General features: G+C 73.9%; 15 protein-coding genes. 8 read left to right on the forward strand and 7 right to left on the reverse strand.

From position 1 onward, the window contains the following. Positions 1-50 precede the first annotated feature (50 nt). The 3 genes from ACFYW3_RS16190 to ACFYW3_RS16200 are packed head-to-tail and all read right to left on the reverse strand — an operon-like array spanning position 51 to position 2,688. Positions 51-947 (reverse strand): hypothetical protein, encoded by an 897-nt coding sequence (locus ACFYW3_RS16190; RefSeq protein ID WP_053681823.1) that lies wholly within the window; start codon positions 945-947, stop codon positions 51-53. Continuing rightward, positions 944-1,141 carry a hypothetical protein gene (locus tag ACFYW3_RS16195; RefSeq protein WP_389386607.1) on the reverse strand — a complete coding sequence of 66 codons (198 nt, stop codon included), beginning with the start codon at positions 1,139-1,141 and terminating at the stop codon, positions 944-946. The genes ACFYW3_RS16190 and ACFYW3_RS16195 overlap by 4 nt, the downstream gene beginning before the upstream one ends. Further along, the gene (locus ACFYW3_RS16200; protein ID WP_389386608.1) at positions 1,138-2,688 is read right to left on the reverse strand and encodes a hypothetical protein; all 1,551 of its coding nucleotides are present in this window, start codon (positions 2,686-2,688) and stop codon (positions 1,138-1,140) included. The genes ACFYW3_RS16195 and ACFYW3_RS16200 overlap by 4 nt, the downstream gene beginning before the upstream one ends. Positions 2,689-2,789: 101 nt before the next feature. On the opposite strand from ACFYW3_RS16200, the gene ACFYW3_RS16205 reads away from it, so the two are divergent. From ACFYW3_RS16205 to ACFYW3_RS16215, 3 genes are read left to right on the forward strand one after another with little or no spacing between them, the layout of a single operon-like run. Beyond that, complete coding sequence (locus ACFYW3_RS16205; RefSeq protein WP_389386755.1) at positions 2,790-3,548, forward strand: LamB/YcsF family protein; 759 nt, start codon at positions 2,790-2,792, stop codon at positions 3,546-3,548. Continuing rightward, positions 3,545-4,156, forward strand: a complete 612-nt coding sequence (locus tag ACFYW3_RS16210) for an allophanate hydrolase subunit 1 (protein WP_351760811.1) — start codon at positions 3,545-3,547, stop codon at positions 4,154-4,156. Before ACFYW3_RS16205 ends, ACFYW3_RS16210 begins: the two co-directional genes overlap by 4 nt. Then, a complete protein-coding gene (locus ACFYW3_RS16215; protein ID WP_389386609.1) occupies positions 4,153-5,019 on the forward strand; it encodes a biotin-dependent carboxyltransferase family protein in 867 nt (288 codons plus the stop codon). The genes ACFYW3_RS16210 and ACFYW3_RS16215 overlap by 4 nt, the downstream gene beginning before the upstream one ends. 130 nt (positions 5,020-5,149) lie before the next feature. Here the strand turns inward: ACFYW3_RS16215 and ACFYW3_RS16220 are convergent, their stop codons facing one another. Next, positions 5,150-6,547, reverse strand: coding sequence for a HEAT repeat domain-containing protein (locus ACFYW3_RS16220; RefSeq protein ID WP_389386610.1), 1,398 nt, complete (start codon positions 6,545-6,547; stop codon positions 5,150-5,152). 340 nt (positions 6,548-6,887) lie between these two features. Further along, positions 6,888-7,310 carry an ankyrin repeat domain-containing protein gene (locus ACFYW3_RS16225; RefSeq protein WP_267799453.1) on the reverse strand — a complete coding sequence of 141 codons (423 nt, stop codon included), beginning with the start codon at positions 7,308-7,310 and terminating at the stop codon, positions 6,888-6,890. Positions 7,311-7,614: 304 nt separating this feature from the next. Here ACFYW3_RS16225 and ACFYW3_RS16230 point away from each other — a divergent pair, with 304 nt between their 5' ends. Together ACFYW3_RS16230 and ACFYW3_RS16235 are read left to right on the forward strand one after the other, a co-directional pair. Further along, positions 7,615-7,809, forward strand: a complete 195-nt coding sequence (locus tag ACFYW3_RS16230; RefSeq protein ID WP_008743136.1) for a hypothetical protein — start codon at positions 7,615-7,617, stop codon at positions 7,807-7,809. Between the two features lie 115 nt (positions 7,810-7,924). After that, positions 7,925-9,595 (forward strand): hypothetical protein, encoded by a 1,671-nt coding sequence (locus ACFYW3_RS16235; RefSeq protein WP_389386611.1) that lies wholly within the window; start codon positions 7,925-7,927, stop codon positions 9,593-9,595. Between the two features lie 61 nt (positions 9,596-9,656). On the opposite strand, the gene ACFYW3_RS16240 is transcribed toward ACFYW3_RS16235, so the two are convergent. Continuing rightward, positions 9,657-11,159, reverse strand: coding sequence for a PLP-dependent aminotransferase family protein (locus ACFYW3_RS16240; protein WP_389386612.1), 1,503 nt, complete (start codon positions 11,157-11,159; stop codon positions 9,657-9,659). 222 nt (positions 11,160-11,381) lie between these two features. Between ACFYW3_RS16240 and ACFYW3_RS16245 the strand changes: the two genes are divergently transcribed. From ACFYW3_RS16245 to ACFYW3_RS16255, 3 genes are all read left to right on the forward strand, one after another. After that, positions 11,382-12,152: a glycerophosphodiester phosphodiesterase family protein gene (locus ACFYW3_RS16245; protein ID WP_389386613.1), complete on the forward strand. Its 771-nt coding sequence runs from the start codon at positions 11,382-11,384 to the stop codon at positions 12,150-12,152. Positions 12,153-12,233: 81 nt separating this feature from the next. Beyond that, the gene (locus ACFYW3_RS16250) at positions 12,234-13,601 is read left to right on the forward strand and encodes an MFS transporter (protein ID WP_351760832.1); all 1,368 of its coding nucleotides are present in this window, start codon (positions 12,234-12,236) and stop codon (positions 13,599-13,601) included. Positions 13,602-13,891: 290 nt separating this feature from the next. Further along, positions 13,892-14,266, forward strand: a complete 375-nt coding sequence (locus tag ACFYW3_RS16255) for an RNA polymerase-binding protein RbpA (protein ID WP_007262928.1) — start codon at positions 13,892-13,894, stop codon at positions 14,264-14,266. Between the two features lie 176 nt (positions 14,267-14,442). On the opposite strand, the gene fxsA is transcribed toward ACFYW3_RS16255, so the two are convergent. Further along, positions 14,443-15,030, reverse strand: a complete 588-nt coding sequence (fxsA, locus tag ACFYW3_RS16260; protein ID WP_389386614.1) for an FxsA family membrane protein — start codon at positions 15,028-15,030, stop codon at positions 14,443-14,445. Positions 15,031-15,036 lie beyond the last annotated feature (6 nt).

The raw sequence follows: 15,036 nt of genomic DNA on the forward strand, positions 1-15,036 counted from the left end.
CTCGTGGTCTCTCGTGGGTCGTACGGAGGACAGGTGGCGCGGTGGCTCGCTCAGGCGTGGAAGGGGAGTCCGGCGTCGGCGGCGAGCTCCAGGTCGTCGCCCTCGGGCGGCGGCAGCAGGGTGGCGGAGCCGTCGCTGACGGGGACCACGCCGAGTTCCAGCAGTTCGGCCATGGCCGCGCTGCCCGCCATGTCGCGGACCTGGAGCTGGTAGCGGGGGGTGGTGCGGTAGGTGCCTCCGGCGTCGTCGCCGGTGCGCTGGAGGAAGCCGGATTCGGTGAGGAACGCGGCGGCCTTGCCGACGATGCCGGTGGTGGAGCCGGCGAGCCGGCGGGCGTCCTTGGTGGCGCCGGTGGCGGAGCGGCGGGCGTAGACCCGCCAGCCGGCCTCCAGGCCGGGGGCGTCGGAGGCGGGGTCGGTGTTCTCGCCGAGTTCGTCGGCGCGCTCTTCGAGGCGCCGGCAGGTCTGCCGGACGAAGGCGTCGACGCCGTTGACGGTGATCCGGCCGATGTAGCCGTCGTCGGCGAGGTCCTCGGGGCGCGGGAAGGCGAGGGCTGCGACGGCGAGGTGGGCGAGGCCGTGCAGGAAGCGGTCGCCGCCGTCGGCGGTGGTGCGGCGGGCGTAGTCGCCCATCCGGACGGCGAAGACGGAGTCCTCGCCTGCGGCCACGGCCATGCCGGCGCGGGGGGAGACCTCCAGCACGATCAGGCCGAGGCCGGTGGCGACCGCGTCGGCGAGGCGGCCGAAGGCGGGTTCCTCGCGGTAGCGGCGCAGCAGTTCGGCGTACTCGGCGTCGCGGGCGGGCAGCAGCTTGGGCTGGAGTCCGAACGCGACGAGGCGCGCCGCGTCGGCGGCGTCCGCCGGGGTCACGGGGTGGGTGGTCCCGGTCGGAGCCGACGCCGCGTCGGGCTCGCTCCACGCGGGGTGCTCGGCGTGGGTCTCGCTCACGGGTGCGGCTCCTCGGCAATGCGGTACGGGTGGTGGTCTCGGTGGGCGGGGGCCGGGTCGGCGCCGGGCCGGGGGGCGGCAAGCCGCCGGGGCCGCGGGAGTGCGTGCGACGGGGGCCGCGAGCCGTCCGGGCCGCGGTCGGCCCGCGCCGGGGCGGTGGTCGCGCCGGTGGCGGTGACGCGGGTGGTGCTCACGCCGCCTCCGTGCGGTCCGCGGTCATCGCCGCGGAGTCGAGGAGCGCGGTGCCGACGATCAGGTCGGCGCCGCCGAACTCCGGGTCGTCGAGTTCGGCGCCGTCGTCCACGGCGAACAGCAGTCGTTCCTCGCCCTGGCGGTAGGCCGTGCCCACGGCGGGGCTCGCCGCGTGGACGGCCAGGAGTGCCACCAGGTACGGCAGGTCGGGGTCCTCGCGCCGGGCCTCGGCGAGCAGGCCGGAGAGCCGGCGCGGGGCGTCGTGCGGCAGGTCCAGCAGCTTCATGGCGGCGGCGAGTTGTTCCTCGCTGAACCGGCTGTCGTCGGGGGTGGCGATGAGGTCCGGTTCGGGCATCTCCACGCCGAGGTGTTCGCGTTCCTGGGGCGGGGTCAGCAGGATCTCGACCAGGTCCGTCATCCGGACCGAGACGGGGGTGCGCAGTCCCGTGCCCGCCGCGAAGAAGGCGTCGGTGACCCGTGTCGCCTGCTCCAGCGGCAGCGGCAGGACCGGGGAGACGAGTTGTCCGTACAGGTCGATGCCGGTGCGCGGCGCGGGGGCGGCGAAGGCCTGGCGGTCCTGTTCGGCTCGGAAGAGCGGACCGGCGTCGAGCAGCCGGGACTGGAGCTGGGTGTGGCGGCGGATGCAGTCCTTGACGATGTCGACGAGTTCGGCGGCGCGCCGCTTGTTGTCGGGGTCCTCGGCCTCGTCGCGTGCCTTGCGGATGTTGGTCAGGATCGCGTTCTCGTGCCGGTAGCGGTCGGCGACGTGGTCCAGCGCTTCGGCGATCATGTCCGGGACGGCCTCCAGCCAGTCCACGGCGCGGACGTTGCGGCGGGTGGCGTCCAGGGTGCGGCGCAGGGTCTCGGCGTACTGGACGGTGCGGTAGCGCGCCTGTTCGGCGGCCAGTTGGGCGTCCGCGAGGCGGCCCCGGCTGATCAGCACCTCCAGCTTGACCTCGGCGGCGATCTGCGCGCTCGTGACGTCGGTGTCGAGGGCTCCGACGAGGACGTTGACGGCCTCGTCGGTGGTGCGCAGGTAGACGGCCCCGCCGTGGCCGGGGACCTCTTCGATCAGCTTGAAGTCGTAGTCGCGGCGGACGTAGACGCCGTCCGGGCCGAAGGTGCCGTAGATCGCCCGGAAGCCCCGGTCGACGCTGCCGACGTTGATCAGGTTCTCCAGGACCCAGCGGGCCACCCGCTCGTGCTCGGCGACCGGCCGGGCGGGCGCCTGTGCCGCGACGCGCGGCAGCAGCCTGGCCACTATCTGCTCGTGGTCCGCGCCGGTGTCGAAGTCCATGTTGAGCGTGACCAGGTCGATCGCGGACAGGGCGACCTCGGCCATCGCGTAGACCCCGTACTCGCCGGCCAGATTGGCCTTGCGCACGTCGAGGTCGTGGAGCGGGGCGGTGCAGGCGAGGGCGCGCAGCCGCCGGGCCAGGCCCTCGTCGGCGGCCGGGCCCGGCGCCGGGGACGGAAGGGTCTTCGCCGGGGCAGGGAGAGTCACGACGGAAAGACTAGGCGCTGACACGGACAACATCCCAAACGGCATGGTTCGGCCGGATCGTCCCCGGTCGCTCGGAGCGGGCGCTGTTCTACGCTCACCGCATGGCTTCCATGATCACACCGATGGCCACGCCCGCGCACCCGCCCGTGATCGACCTCAACGCCGATCTCGGCGAGGGCTTCGGTCGCTGGACGCTGACCGACGACGAGGCGCTGTTGTCCGTCGTCACGAGCGCCAACGTGGCCTGTGGTTTCCACGCCGGGGATCCGTCCATCATGCGTCGCGTGTGCGAGCTGGCCGCCGAGCGGGGGGTTCGGATCGGGGCGCAGGTCTCCTACCGGGACCTCGCGGGTTTCGGCCGGCGGGCGATGGACGTGCCGGCGGGCGAACTGGCGGACGAGGTGGCGTACCAGATCGGGGCGCTGGAGGTGTTCGCGCGGGCGGCCGGTTCCCGGGTGTCGTACGTGAAGCCGCACGGCGCCCTGTACAACCGCACCGTGCGCGACGCGGGGCAGGCGGGGGCGGTCGTCGCGGGCGTGCGGATGGCGGCCGGTACGGGCGGGCTGCCGGTCCTGGGCCTGCCCGGGTCGCTGCTCCTGTCCGCCGCCGGGGAGGCGGGGTTGACCGCCGTGCCGGAGGCGTTCGCGGACCGGGCGTACACGGCGGCGGGGACGCTGGTGCCGCGCGGCGAGCCGGGGGCGGTGGTGCACGACCCCGACGCTGTGGTCGCGCGCGCGGTGCGGATGGCCGCCGAGCGGTCCGCGACCGCGATCGACGGGTCCCCGGTGGCCGTGCCGGCGCGTTCGCTGTGCCTGCACGGGGACACGCCGGGGGCGGCGGACCTCGCCCTGCGGGTGCGCCGGGCCCTGGGCGCGGCCGGGGTACGGGTGGAGGCGTTCGCGTGAGGGCGCTCGCGGTGGGCGGCCGGGCGCTGCTGCTGGAGGCGGACTCGGCGCAGGAGGTGGCCGCGCTGCACGCCGAACTGCTGCGGCGGCGTGCGGAACTGGGCGGCGTACGGGAGATCGTGCCCGCCGCGCGGACGGTCCTGCTGGACGGGGTGGCGGAGCCCGCCGCGTTGGCGGCCCGGATCGCCGGGTGGGAGGTGCCGCCGCTCGCGGGGAGCGAGGGGCCGCTGATCAGTGTCGCGGTCCGCTACGACGGGCCGGACCTGGCGGAGGTCGCACGGCTGTGGGGGGTGGGGCCGGGTGAGGTGCCGGGGATCGTGGGGTCGGTCGAGTTCCGCGTGGCGTTCTGCGGGTTCGCGCCCGGTTTCGGGTACCTGACCGGGCTCCCCGAGCGCTTCCACCTGCCTCGACGGGCCACGCCGCGTACGGCCGTGCCGGCGGGCTCGCTGGCCCTGGCGGGCGCCTACGCGGGGGTCTACCCGCGCTCCTCCCCCGGTGGCTGGCAGTTGATCGGAACCACCGGGGCCGTGTTGTGGGACGCGGGGCGGGAGCCGGCGGCGCTGTTCGCGCCGGGGGTGCGGGTGCGGTTCGAGGAGGCGGGGTCGTGAGCGGGCTGCTGGTGGTGCGGGCGGGTGCGCTGACCACCGTCCAGGACCTCGGCCGGCCGGGGTACGCGCACCTGGGCGTCCCCCGTTCGGGTGCGCTGGACGTCGGGGCGCACACCCTGGCCAACCGGCTGTTGGGCAACGCCCCGGGCGCGGCGACGCTGGAGACCACCCTCGACGGGGTCGCGCTGCGGGCGTCCGGCCCGGTCACGGTGGCGGTCACGGGGGCGCCCTGCGCGGTACGGGTCTCGGGGCGCCCGGTGGCCTGGGGGGCGCCTGTCCCGCTGCGGGCGGGGGCGGTGCTGGAGGTGGGGGCGGCCGAGTCGGGGCTGCGCGGCTACGTCGCGGTGCGCGGCGGGTTCGCCGTGCCCCCGGTGCTGGGGAGCCGGGCCACGGACCTGCTGTCGGGCCTGGGGCCGCCGGTGCTGTCGGCGGGCGTACTGCTGCCGGTGGGGCCGCCGGGCCGGGACCCGGTGCGCGGGGTCGACGCCCTGGGGGTGCCGGGGCCGCCGACGGAGCTGGTGCTGCCGCTGGGGCCGGGTCCGAGGGCCGACTGGTTCGAGCCGGACTCGGTGGCCCGGCTGCTCCGGGCCCCGTACCGGGTCTCGGCGAGGTCCAACCGGATCGGGCTGCGCACCGAGGGGGGTCCGGCGCTGGTACGGCGCCGGATCGGGGAGCTGCCGAGCGAGGGGATGGTCCTGGGCGCGGTCCAGGTCCCGCCGGACGGGCTCCCCGTGGTCTTCCTGGCCGATCACCCGGTCACCGGCGGCTATCCCGTGGTGGGCGTGGTTCCCGCGGGCCCCGCCCTGGACGCGGCGGCGCAGGCCCGGCCGGGGGTGACGATCCGCTTCGTGCGGGGTCTGTGAGGCGCCCGGGGTGTCACCGGGGTGCGGGCGGCCCGGCGAGCCGCCCGCCATGGCCCGGCGGGGTCCGGAAGAAGGGTCCGCCGGGGTCCGGGAGGGACGGCCTACACCGCCGGGGTCCGGAAGGGACGGCCTACACCGTGGACTCCGGCGCGATGCGGCTGCGCACCGCCGACTGCACGTCCTCCTCCTCCGCCGGGTCCGCCGCCAGGCGGCGCAGCCGGGGGGCGACGCGGGCGTCGGCCGTCTCCGCGTGGCGGGCGGCCACCTCGCGGGTGGTCTCCTCGCAGTCCCACAGGCATTCCACCGCGAAGCCGGCGGCGAACGAGGGGTCGGTCTGGGCCAGGGCCCGGGCGACGCGGCCGCGCAGGTGGGACGAGGCGGTTTCGCGGTAGACGTGGCGCAGTACGGGCGCCGCGCAGCCGATGGCGAGGCGTCCGGCCCCGTCGACGAGGGCGAACAGGCTCCGGGTGTCGGGTCCCGAGCCGCGCACCGTGGAACGCAGGGCGCCCAGGACGAGTCCGGCGTCCTCGGCTCCGCCGCGGGCCGCGAGGAGGGTCGCGGCGGCCGCTCCGAGGGCGTCGGGGCGGTGCACCCAGCGGCGTGCCCGATCCACGGCCCCGGGGCCGCACATGCGTTCGTAGGCGGCCACGGCGGGCTCGTCCCCGGCGGCTTCGATGAGGTCCAGGACGGCCGGGTTCTCCGGTTCGGCGAGGACCAGGTGGTGCAGGGCGGTGGCCCGGGCGGCCTCGCCCGAGGCGCCGGCCGCGGCGGCGAGGATCGCGGAGCGGTCCTCGGGCGCGGCCACGGCGGCCAGACAGCGGGCCGCGGGGACGTGCAGCGGGGTGCCGCGGCTCAGTCCGTCGGCGGCCCAGTCGAAGACGGCCTGGACTCCCCAGCCGGGCTGCGGGCCCTTGGGGGTGAGCTGGCGCTGCCAACGGTCGAAGGAACCCTGTCGGCGGGCGGCGCGCAGTCGCTCCCCGTGGGGGGCGGACTCCTCCCACAGGCACCAGGGCCGGGGTTCGTAGGCGTCGCGGATGGCGGCGGCCAGCCGCGCCTCGCCCTCGGCGGTGACGGGGAAGCGGGCGACGACGGGGCCCGCGAGGGAGCGCAACCCCTCGTCGTCGTCGCGCAGGGCGAGCTCGTCGAGGGCCCAGGCCCAGTTCGCGCCGGAGGCGGCGTAGCGGCGCAGCAGCATGAGCGCGTCGTCACGGCCGTACGAGGCGAGGTGGCCCAGGACGGACAGGGCGAGCCCCGTGCGGTGGTCCTCCTCGTCGAGGAGGTCGTCGGCGCTGAAGAGGTGGCTCTCGATGGCGCCGAGGGGGCCGTCGAGATCGAGGTAGAGCCGGGCGTAGTAGAGCGAGCGGTTCTCGACCTGCCAGTCCTGGCGCGGATCGCTGATCACGCACTGGTCGAGGGCCTCCAGGGCCTCCGCCCGGGGCGCCGCGAGTGCGTGCAGCGTGCCGTCGCCGCGGCCCCTCTGGAGGAGCCCGAGCAGGGTGCCGCTTGGCGCTATGACTGGTTCGAACATGGGAATGGCCTCAAATCAAGCTGGGGACGCAACCGGGAATCGGGATTCACAGGGCCGCGTAACAGCATGTGAGGACGTTCGCCGTCATGTTCCGCTCGATGTAGACCATTGCCTTCTCACTCTCGTCGGTGCTCCGCGACCAGGGCGGCCGGTTCGGCAGGGAGGGTATGGACACCTCTTGTGTCCAGCCCGCTCCTGCCCGTCCGTCAAGTTCGCGAATCGAATCCGACGCCATGATGACCCAGTCGGTTTGTGCACCGCGACCACATTTACGGCCGCCGTGACCAACCCGTGAGGTAGGGGACCGGTCGGACCTTGCCAGGTCACGGCCAAAACCGGACTACTTGGCTCCGAACAGTTCCAGCAGGTCGGCCTTGGCGAACATGCGCGCCGTGTCCACGGCGGAGGGGGTACCGGCCTCGGGGTCGGCCCCACCGGCGAGCAGCGCGCGGATGACGGCCTCCTCGCCCTTGAAGACGGCGCCCGCGAGCGGGGTCTGGCCCCGGTCGTTGGCGCGGTCGGCCTCGGCGCCGCGGGCGAGCAGGGCCGTGACGGCGTCGGCGTGGCCGTGGTAGGCGGCGAGCATGACGAGGGTGTCGCCGCGGTCGTTGGTGAGGTTCGCCGGGACCCCGGCGTCGAGGTACGCGGCCAGCGTCTCGGCGTCACCCTGGCGGGCGAGGTCGAAGATCTTGGTGGCCAGTTCGATGACGTCCTCGTCGGGAACGCCCTGCGGGCCGGCGCCTTCCGGGGTGTGCTCGCTCATCGTTCGTACCGCCTTTCGCTTCGCTGTCACGACACCCGTTTCCCCAGGCCGGCGGGCTGGGCAAGGCACGGCGCAGCGTCCGTGCGGGTGAAGCGTCAGAGTAGCGCCCGATCCGACACATGACGGGCGCGGCCCGAGGCAAGGATCACCCCCACCCCCTGATCGCCCGGCGCGCCAGTCGGGCGGGTCCAGTCAAGTGAAAAATTGGAGCATTCACCCGTATGCACCTTTTGTCGCATTGATACTTGCTGTGAGCCTGGAAGGACTGACGGTGACCTTCCCCACCCCACCAGGAGAACTGCTCATGGTCCTGTCCATCTCAGGTGTCGTCCTGCTCGGAATCATCTGCTTCCTCTTCTTCAAGAAGGACGGGATGAAGCTGTCGCACGCGTTCGTGTGCGCGCTCTTCGGCTTCTTCCTCGCCGGCTCCGCCATCGCCCCCAGCATCACGGCGAGCACCGCGAGCCTCGCGAGCCTTCTCGGCGGGATCAAGCTCTAGGGAACGTCGTCGAAGTGGCACCTGCCGGCCGCCCGCCGGCGGGCGGGACTTCGACGACACGCCCCAGGCCCCCGACCGCACCGTCCCGCCACCACCCCGACTCCAGGAGACGCCCGTGGCCAGGCGCCCACTCCCCCGCATCCTCAGCAGCGGCACCGTGTCGCCGGCCCGGGTCCGCGACTTCGCCCGCACGGCCGCCGACGGTGCCACGGACGTCCTCCATCCGCTCCTCGTCATCGCACGCGGCCTGCGCGTCCTGGCCGCCGCCGGGCGGCGCAAGTGGTCCGACACCCCCAAGGACAAGCGTGGTCCCGCGCTGTTCCTGGGAGTCGCCTGCGTCCTCGTCGTCGCGCTCGTCCCGTACGGCCCGCTGATCGCCCTGCTGGGCCTGATGGCGGCGGCGGGCTGGCACGGACGCGACCGCACCCCTGTCAAGACCGGCCCCAGCGAAGCCGAGACGGAGCGCCTCGCCTCCCTCTACGAGGCCCTCGTGCCGTACTTCTCCATCCCCGAGGACCCGAACCCGCTCTTCGCCCACGGCGGGGAATGGGACCGGGCCTTCAGCGGCCACGCCTTCGACGACGCGGGCCGCGTCACCCGGCTCCGCATCCGCTACCCGGCGGCCTACTTCGCCGACGGTGAGCTCGCCTCGCGGGCCCGGATCGAGGCCCTGTTGCACTCCAAGTCCGGGCGCGGTCGGGAGTACCTCTTCGACTGGGACGAGGAGGCCAACCAGCTCGACCTGAGCGTGCTGGAGGCGCTGCCGACGGGCATCGCCGCGCAACGGTTCGTCACCTCCCCCGGCGAGACCGTCCTCGGCCTCACCGACGCGGGCGGCGTCCGGCGCACCCTGCCCGTCGTGGAGGGGGAACAGACCCGGGACGTGCCGCCGGTGATCTGGCGCACCGGGCCCCGCTCCACCGAACCGCACCTGCTGGCCGTCGGCCAACCCGGCAGCGGGACGTCCACCCTGCTGCGCTCCATCGCCCTCCAGGCGCTCCACCACGACGGCGACGTGCTGATCGTCGAGGGTGGCGGCAGCGGCGAGTACTCCTGTCTCTCCGGCCGCGCGGGCGTCCTGGCCGTCGAGTGCGGCCCCGCGGGGGCACCGGCCACCCTGGAGTGGGCCGCGCACGAGACCGAGCGACGACTCGTCGCCACCCACCGGGCCCGCGAGGCGGGTCGGCCGCTGCCCGAGGACACCCGGCGCCCCCTGTGGATCCTGCTCGACCGCCCCAGCGTGCTCACCCACCTCGCGGCGGCCGAGGGGCGGCCCGACCCCCTCGCGCGGCTCCAGGTGCCGTTGCGCCACGGTCGGGCCGCGCACGTCACGGTGGTGGTCGCGGAACAGTTCGAGCACCTGGAGCTGCTCGACGACGCCGTCTGGCAGCACACCCGGGCCCGCGTCGTGCTCGGCTCGGCCTCGATCCAGCAGATCGCCGACGTGCTCGGCCTGCCCCCGCACACCACCCCGACGGCGATGGTGCCGCCCGGGCGCGGGTACGCGCGGCTCGGCACGGGCCCCGTGCACCGGGTGCAGGTGCCCGCGACCCCGGACCCGTACGACGACGCCGCGCATCCGGCGCACCGTCAGGCGGTGCTGGAGCTGCTGCCGGAGCGGCAGGCCCGGCCGACGGCGGTCGCGGAGCGCGTCACGCTGACGAAGCCGCTGCACATCGTCCAGCCCCCGGCCCAGGCTCAGGCCCCCTCGATCGATGCCCGGGAGATCACGGAGGTGCCGGCGGAGACACCGCCCGCGCGCGGCCCGTGGCCGGTCGGGCCGTAGTGGGGCCCCGGGGACGGCCTGGCCGATCGGGCCGGGCCCGGCGCCCCTTCGACGACAGGGCCTACGCGACGAACGTGCGCGGGGGTTCCGCCCCGCTGCCGCCGGCGCCCGTGCCGACCAGTCGGGCCGCCGCCGCGAGACGCGAGGCGGCCTCCTCGGCCACCGGGCCGCCGACCGTGAACGGGAGCCGGACGTAGCCCTCGAAGGCCCCGTCCACGCCGAACCGGGGGCCCGAGGGGACCCGTACGCCGACCCGCTCCCCCACCTCGGCCAGCCGGGACCCGGACAGTCCGCCCGCGCGGGCCCACAGGGTGAGGCCGCCCCGGGGCACCTGGAACTCCCAGTCGGGCAGTTCCCGACGCACCGCGGCGACGAGCGCGTCGCGGTTCTCCCGGGCCTGGTCGCGGCGGATCCCGACGGCCTCCTCCCAGCCCCCGGTCCGCATCAGCCAGTTCACCGCGAGCTGTTCGAGCACGGGCGTGCCGAGGTCGGCGTACGCGCGGGCCGCGACCAGGCTGCGGATGACGTCGGGGGCCGCGCGGACCCAGCCGATCCGCATGCCTGCCCAGAAGGCCTTGCTGGCGGAACCGACGGTGACGACCGTGGAGCCGGCGGGGTCGAAGGAGCAGACGGGACGGGGCATCTCCACGTCCGGGTCCAGCCGGAGTTCGGCCATGGTCTCGTCGGCGACGAGCACGGTGCCGGCCGAACGGGCCGCCTCCACCATCGCGCGGCGCTGCTCGTCCGAGGCGAGGGCGCCGGTGGGGTTGTGGAAGTCGGCGACCACGTAGGCGAGCCGCGGGGCGGAGTCGCGCAGCACCTGCCGCCAGACGTCCATGTCCCAGCCGCTCAGCCCGGCGGCCATCGCCACCGGTACGAGGCGCACCCCGGCGGCGCGCATGAGCTGGAGGATGTTGGCGTAGGACGGGGATTCGACGGCGATGCGCTCGCCGCGCCCCGCGAAGAGGCTGCAGATGGCGTCGATGGCACCCATGGCGCCGGTGGTCACCATGATCTGTTCGGGCATGGTGGGGATGCCGCGCTCGGTGTAGCGGTCGGCGAGCATCCTGCGCAGGGCGGGCAGGCCGGCGGGGTAGTCGCCGTGGGTGTGCGCGTACGGCGGCAGTTCCTCCAGGGCTCCCTGGACGGCCTTGGTGAGCCACGGCTCCGGGGCCGGCAGGGCGGCGCAGCCGAGGTCGATCATCGAGCCGAGGGACTCGGGCGGCAGGGGTTCCAGGCCCCGGGCGGGAAGCGGGTTCCCGGCGGGCACGGCGGTCCAACTGCCCGCGCCCCGGCGGGATTCCAGGAACCCTTCGCCGCGCAGCGCCTCGTAGGCGGCGGCGACGGTGGTGCGGCTGACGGTGAGCGCGACGGCCAGCTCCCGTTCGGCGGGCAGCCGGGCGGCGACGGGGACGCGCCCTTCGAGGACGAGGAGCCGGATGCCGTCGGCGAGGCTGCGGTAGGCGGGCGGTTTGCGCGTGCCGGACGTGGCGGAGCGCCCCTGCTGCGAGGTGATCAGGCGGGCGAGCTGTGCGGCGCCGACCGCCGAGGTCCACTGAGCCATGCTGTCCGGTCCACCTTCGTCGAATTGGCCCCGTCCGACCCCGGAGGGCGAGCGGCATTGGATTGGTTCCGCGTGATCCAGGGTGTCACGGGGCAGTCCACTCCGGCCAGGGGGCTCTCGGGAGGGCTGATGGGGGTGCGGCGGGGGCCCGTCGCGGGCGCGTTCACCCCGCGGCCATCCGGACGCTCCCGTCCCACCGGCGACAGGGGGCATACTGCCGCCGTGACGCACGTACGCCTTCGGCACCCGTATCTGGACCACCCCGCACCCATCCCCTTCGCTCACCGGGGAGGGGCCGCGGACGGGCTGGAGAACACCGCCGCCGCCTTCCGCCGGGCGGCCGACGCGGGTTACCGCTACTTCGAGACCGATGTGCACGCCTCGGTCGACGGGAAGCTGGTCGCCTTCCACGACTCCACCCTGGACCGGGTCACCGATGCGCGAGGGCGGATCGCCGAACTGCCGTGGAAGCGGATCCGGGAGGCCCGGGTGGCGGGCACCGAGCCCCTGGCCCTGTTCGAGGACCTCCTGGAGGAGTTCCCGGAGGCCCGCTGGAACGTCGACGTCAAGGCGGAGAGCGCCCTGTACCCGTTGGTGAACCTGATCGCGCGGGCCCGGGTCTGGGACCGGGTGTGCGTGGGCTCCTTCTCGGAGAGCCGGGTCGCCCGGGCCCAGAAGATCGCCGGTCCCCGGCTGGCGACCTCGTACGGGGTGCGCGGCGTGGTGGGGCTGCGGCTGCGGTCGTTCGCGATCCCGGCGGCGCTGCGCGCGGGAGCGGTGGCGGCGCAGGTTCCGGAGACGCAGGCGGGCGTCCGGGTGGTCGACCGGCGTTTCGTCCGGACGGCGCACGAGCGGGGACTGCAGGTGCACGTGTGGACCGTGAACGAACCGGAACGCATGGACTCTCTTCTCGACATGGGAGTCGATGGCATCATGACCGACCGGATCGACATCTTGCGCACGGTGCTGGACCGGCGCAGAGCCTGGGCCTGACGGCCCTTCCGGGCTCCGCGCGGGCCGCGGCGGCCGAGGCGGTACGTACAGCGAGGGGGCACCGGAGTGAGCGCGCGAGACATATCTCCACCGGAGGAAGCGGAACCGGGAACGGAGGGCGACAGAGCCGGCGCCGCCGCCCGCAAACGCGAACAGCACGGCTGGTACTTCTACGACTTCGCCTGCTCGGTCTACTCGACCAGCGTGCTCACGGTGTTCCTCGGGCCCTACCTGACGTCGGTGACCAGGGCCGCGGCGGACGTCGAGGGCTATGTGCACCCGCTCGGCATCCCGATCCGGGCCGGTTCCTTCTTCGCGTACGCGGTCTCCGCGTCGGTGCTGCTGGCCGTGCTGATCATGCCGCTGGCCGGGGCCGTCGCGGACCGGAGCGGACGCAGGAAGCCGCTGCTGGCGGTGGCGGCGTACACGGGCGCGGCGGCGACGACCGGGATGTTCTTCCTCGACGGTGATCGCTATCTGCTCGGCGGGTTCCTGCTCGTCGTGGCGAACGCCTCGCTGGCGGTGTCGATGGTGTTGTACAACGCCTTCCTGCCGCAGATCGCCGCTCCAGACGAGCGGGACACCGTCTCCTCGCGGGGTTGGGCCTTCGGCTACACCTCGGGCGCCCTCGTGCTGGTCCTGAACCTGGTGCTCTACCAGGGCCACGACTCCTTCGGGCTGTCCGAGGGCGCGGCGGTGCGCATCTGCCTGGCCTCCGCCGGCCTGTGGTGGGGCGCCTTCGCGATCATTCCGCTGCGCCGGCTGCGCGACCGGGGGGTGGTCCGGGAGGCGGGTGCCGCGCCGCCGGTCAGCGGGTGGCGGCAGTTGGTGGCCACCTTGAAGGACATGCGGCGCCATCCGCTGACGTTGTCGTTCCTGTTGGCCTACCTGATCTACAACGACGGCGTGCAGACGGTGATCTCCCAGGCCTCGGTCTACGGGTCGGAGGAACTGGAGCTGGAGCAGTCCACGCTGATCGTGGCGGTGCTGCTGGTCCAGGTCCTGGCGGTGGCGGGCGCGCTGGGGATGGGCCGGCTGGCACGCGTGTACGGCGCCAAGCGGACGATCCTCGGTTCGTTGGCCGGGTGGACGGTGACACTGGCCGCCGGGTACTTCCTGCCCGCCCGTACACCGGTGTGGTTCTTCGTGCTGGCGGCGATGATCGGGCTCGTGCTGGGCGGGAGCCAGGCGCTGTCGCGTTCCTTGTTCTCGCACCTGGTCCCGGCGGGCAAGGAGGCCGAGTACTTCTCCGCCTACGAGATGAGCGACCGGGGGCTGAGCTGGATCGGACCGCTGGTCTTCGGACTGACGTACCAGGTCACGGGCAGCTATCGGGACGCGATCATCTCGTTGGTGGTGTTCTTCGCACTGGGTTTCGTGCTGCTCGCGAGGGTGCCGGTGCGGCGCGCGGTGGAGGCGGCGGGCAATCCTGTTCCCGAGAGGATCTGACAGCGGGTCCGAGAACGAATTCGGAACGAATTTCGACGTTCAAGCCAAGGGCCGGTAGTGTACGCCTTTGGCCTGCCAGGCGGACCGTTACTGCGCGCTCGAGAAGAGCGGACGTTGGGTGACATCTGCTGCCAGATGTGACAAAACGGGCACTGGTGGGTACAACAAGGGGCGGTACGACGGGCGACGCATGACCCGGAGCGGGAATCTATACCGCCGACCGGACGTTGACCGGATGACGACGACAGCGACACCTGTCCTGTGGGCGACAAGCCCGGGAGGCACGATTCATGAGTGAGCGAGCTCTCCGCGGTACGCGGCTCGTGGTTACCAGCTACGAGACGGACCGCGGCATCGATCTGGCCCCGCGCCAGGCGGTGGAGTACGCATGCCAGAACGGACATCGATTTGAGATGCCGTTCTCGGTTGAGGCAGAAATTCCGCCGGAGTGGGAGTGCAAGGCGTGCGGCGCCATGGCACTCCTGGTGGACGGGGACGGGCCCGAAGAGAAGAAGGGCAAGCCTGCGCGAACGCACTGGGACATGCTCATGGAGCGACGCACCCGCGAGGAGCTGGAGGAAGTGCTTGCCGAGAGGCTCGCGGTCCTTCGTTCCGGCGCCATGAACATTGCCGTGCATCCGCGGGACAGCCGCAAGTCCGCCTGACAACCGGACTGAGAACAAAGCCGAGGGCCCCCGCCACATCCGTGGCGGGGGCCCTCGGCTTGTCCGGCGCTGGTCCGACTCGAGTGCCGTCCGGTTCCCGTGCCGTCCGGCTCAAGGATCGTCTCTTCAGCGGGTCGGCTCGGGGGGCAGGGGGTTCGGCTCGGGGGGGGCAGCCTTCAGGGGGTCAGCGGCGGCCGGTGGCCGACGTCCGGGCCGGCCTGGCCCGGTCCGGGCCCCGGTCGGTCCTCGCGGATGACCTCGCCCTGGACGACCTTGCCGTCGGGCCGGCGGATCCGGGCCTGCTGGAAGGCGTCGCCGAAGGTGCCGGCGGGCGCCGCGGCCATCCTGCGTTCCAGGGAGCGCGTGGCACGGCGGCTGATCAGAGCCCGGACGGGCGGGAGCAGCAGGAGCAGTCCGGCCGCGTCGGAGATCAGGCCCGGCAGCATCAGGAACAGGCCCGCGAGCATGAGCAGGCCGTTGCCCTGACCGGGCTGCTGCCTGGCCTGCTCGGGCGCCTGGCCCTGCTGCGCCCGCTGGAGGGTGTCGGTGAGGTTCTTGAAGGCCCGTCGCCCGGCGCGCTTGATGACCACTGCGCCGAGCAGCATCCCGCCCGCGATCAGCAGGGCGACGGTCAGCCCGCCTGCGACGCCGGCGACCAGGCTGAGCAGCCAGATCTCCAGGATCAGCCAGGCGGCGACCGCCAGGGGAAGCAGCGTACGGACGGGCGAGCGCCGTCGTGGGGCCGTCGAAATGCCGGTCGTCATGTCACC

This window comes from Streptomyces sp. NPDC002602 (assembly GCF_042889445.1).
Classification (GTDB): domain Bacteria; phylum Actinomycetota; class Actinomycetes; order Streptomycetales; family Streptomycetaceae; genus Streptomyces.

Coding starts and splice junctions, on each gene's coding strand:
- ACFYW3_RS16225 (WP_267799453.1), bottom strand. CDS start 7,310: ATGAGCGAGCACACCCCGGAAGGCGCCGGCCCGCAGGGCGTTCCCGAC.
- fxsA (WP_389386614.1), bottom strand. CDS start 15,030: ATGACGACCGGCATTTCGACGGCCCCACGACGGCGCTCGCCCGTCCGT.
- ACFYW3_RS16255 (WP_007262928.1), top strand. CDS start 13,892: ATGAGTGAGCGAGCTCTCCGCGGTACGCGGCTCGTGGTTACCAGCTAC.
- ACFYW3_RS16240 (WP_389386612.1), bottom strand. CDS start 11,159: ATGGCTCAGTGGACCTCGGCGGTCGGCGCCGCACAGCTCGCCCGCCTG.
- ACFYW3_RS16230 (WP_008743136.1), top strand. CDS start 7,615: ATGGTCCTGTCCATCTCAGGTGTCGTCCTGCTCGGAATCATCTGCTTC.
- ACFYW3_RS16200 (WP_389386608.1), bottom strand. CDS start 2,688: ATGCCGTTTGGGATGTTGTCCGTGTCAGCGCCTAGTCTTTCCGTCGTG.
- ACFYW3_RS16220 (WP_389386610.1), bottom strand. CDS start 6,547: ATGTTCGAACCAGTCATAGCGCCAAGCGGCACCCTGCTCGGGCTCCTC.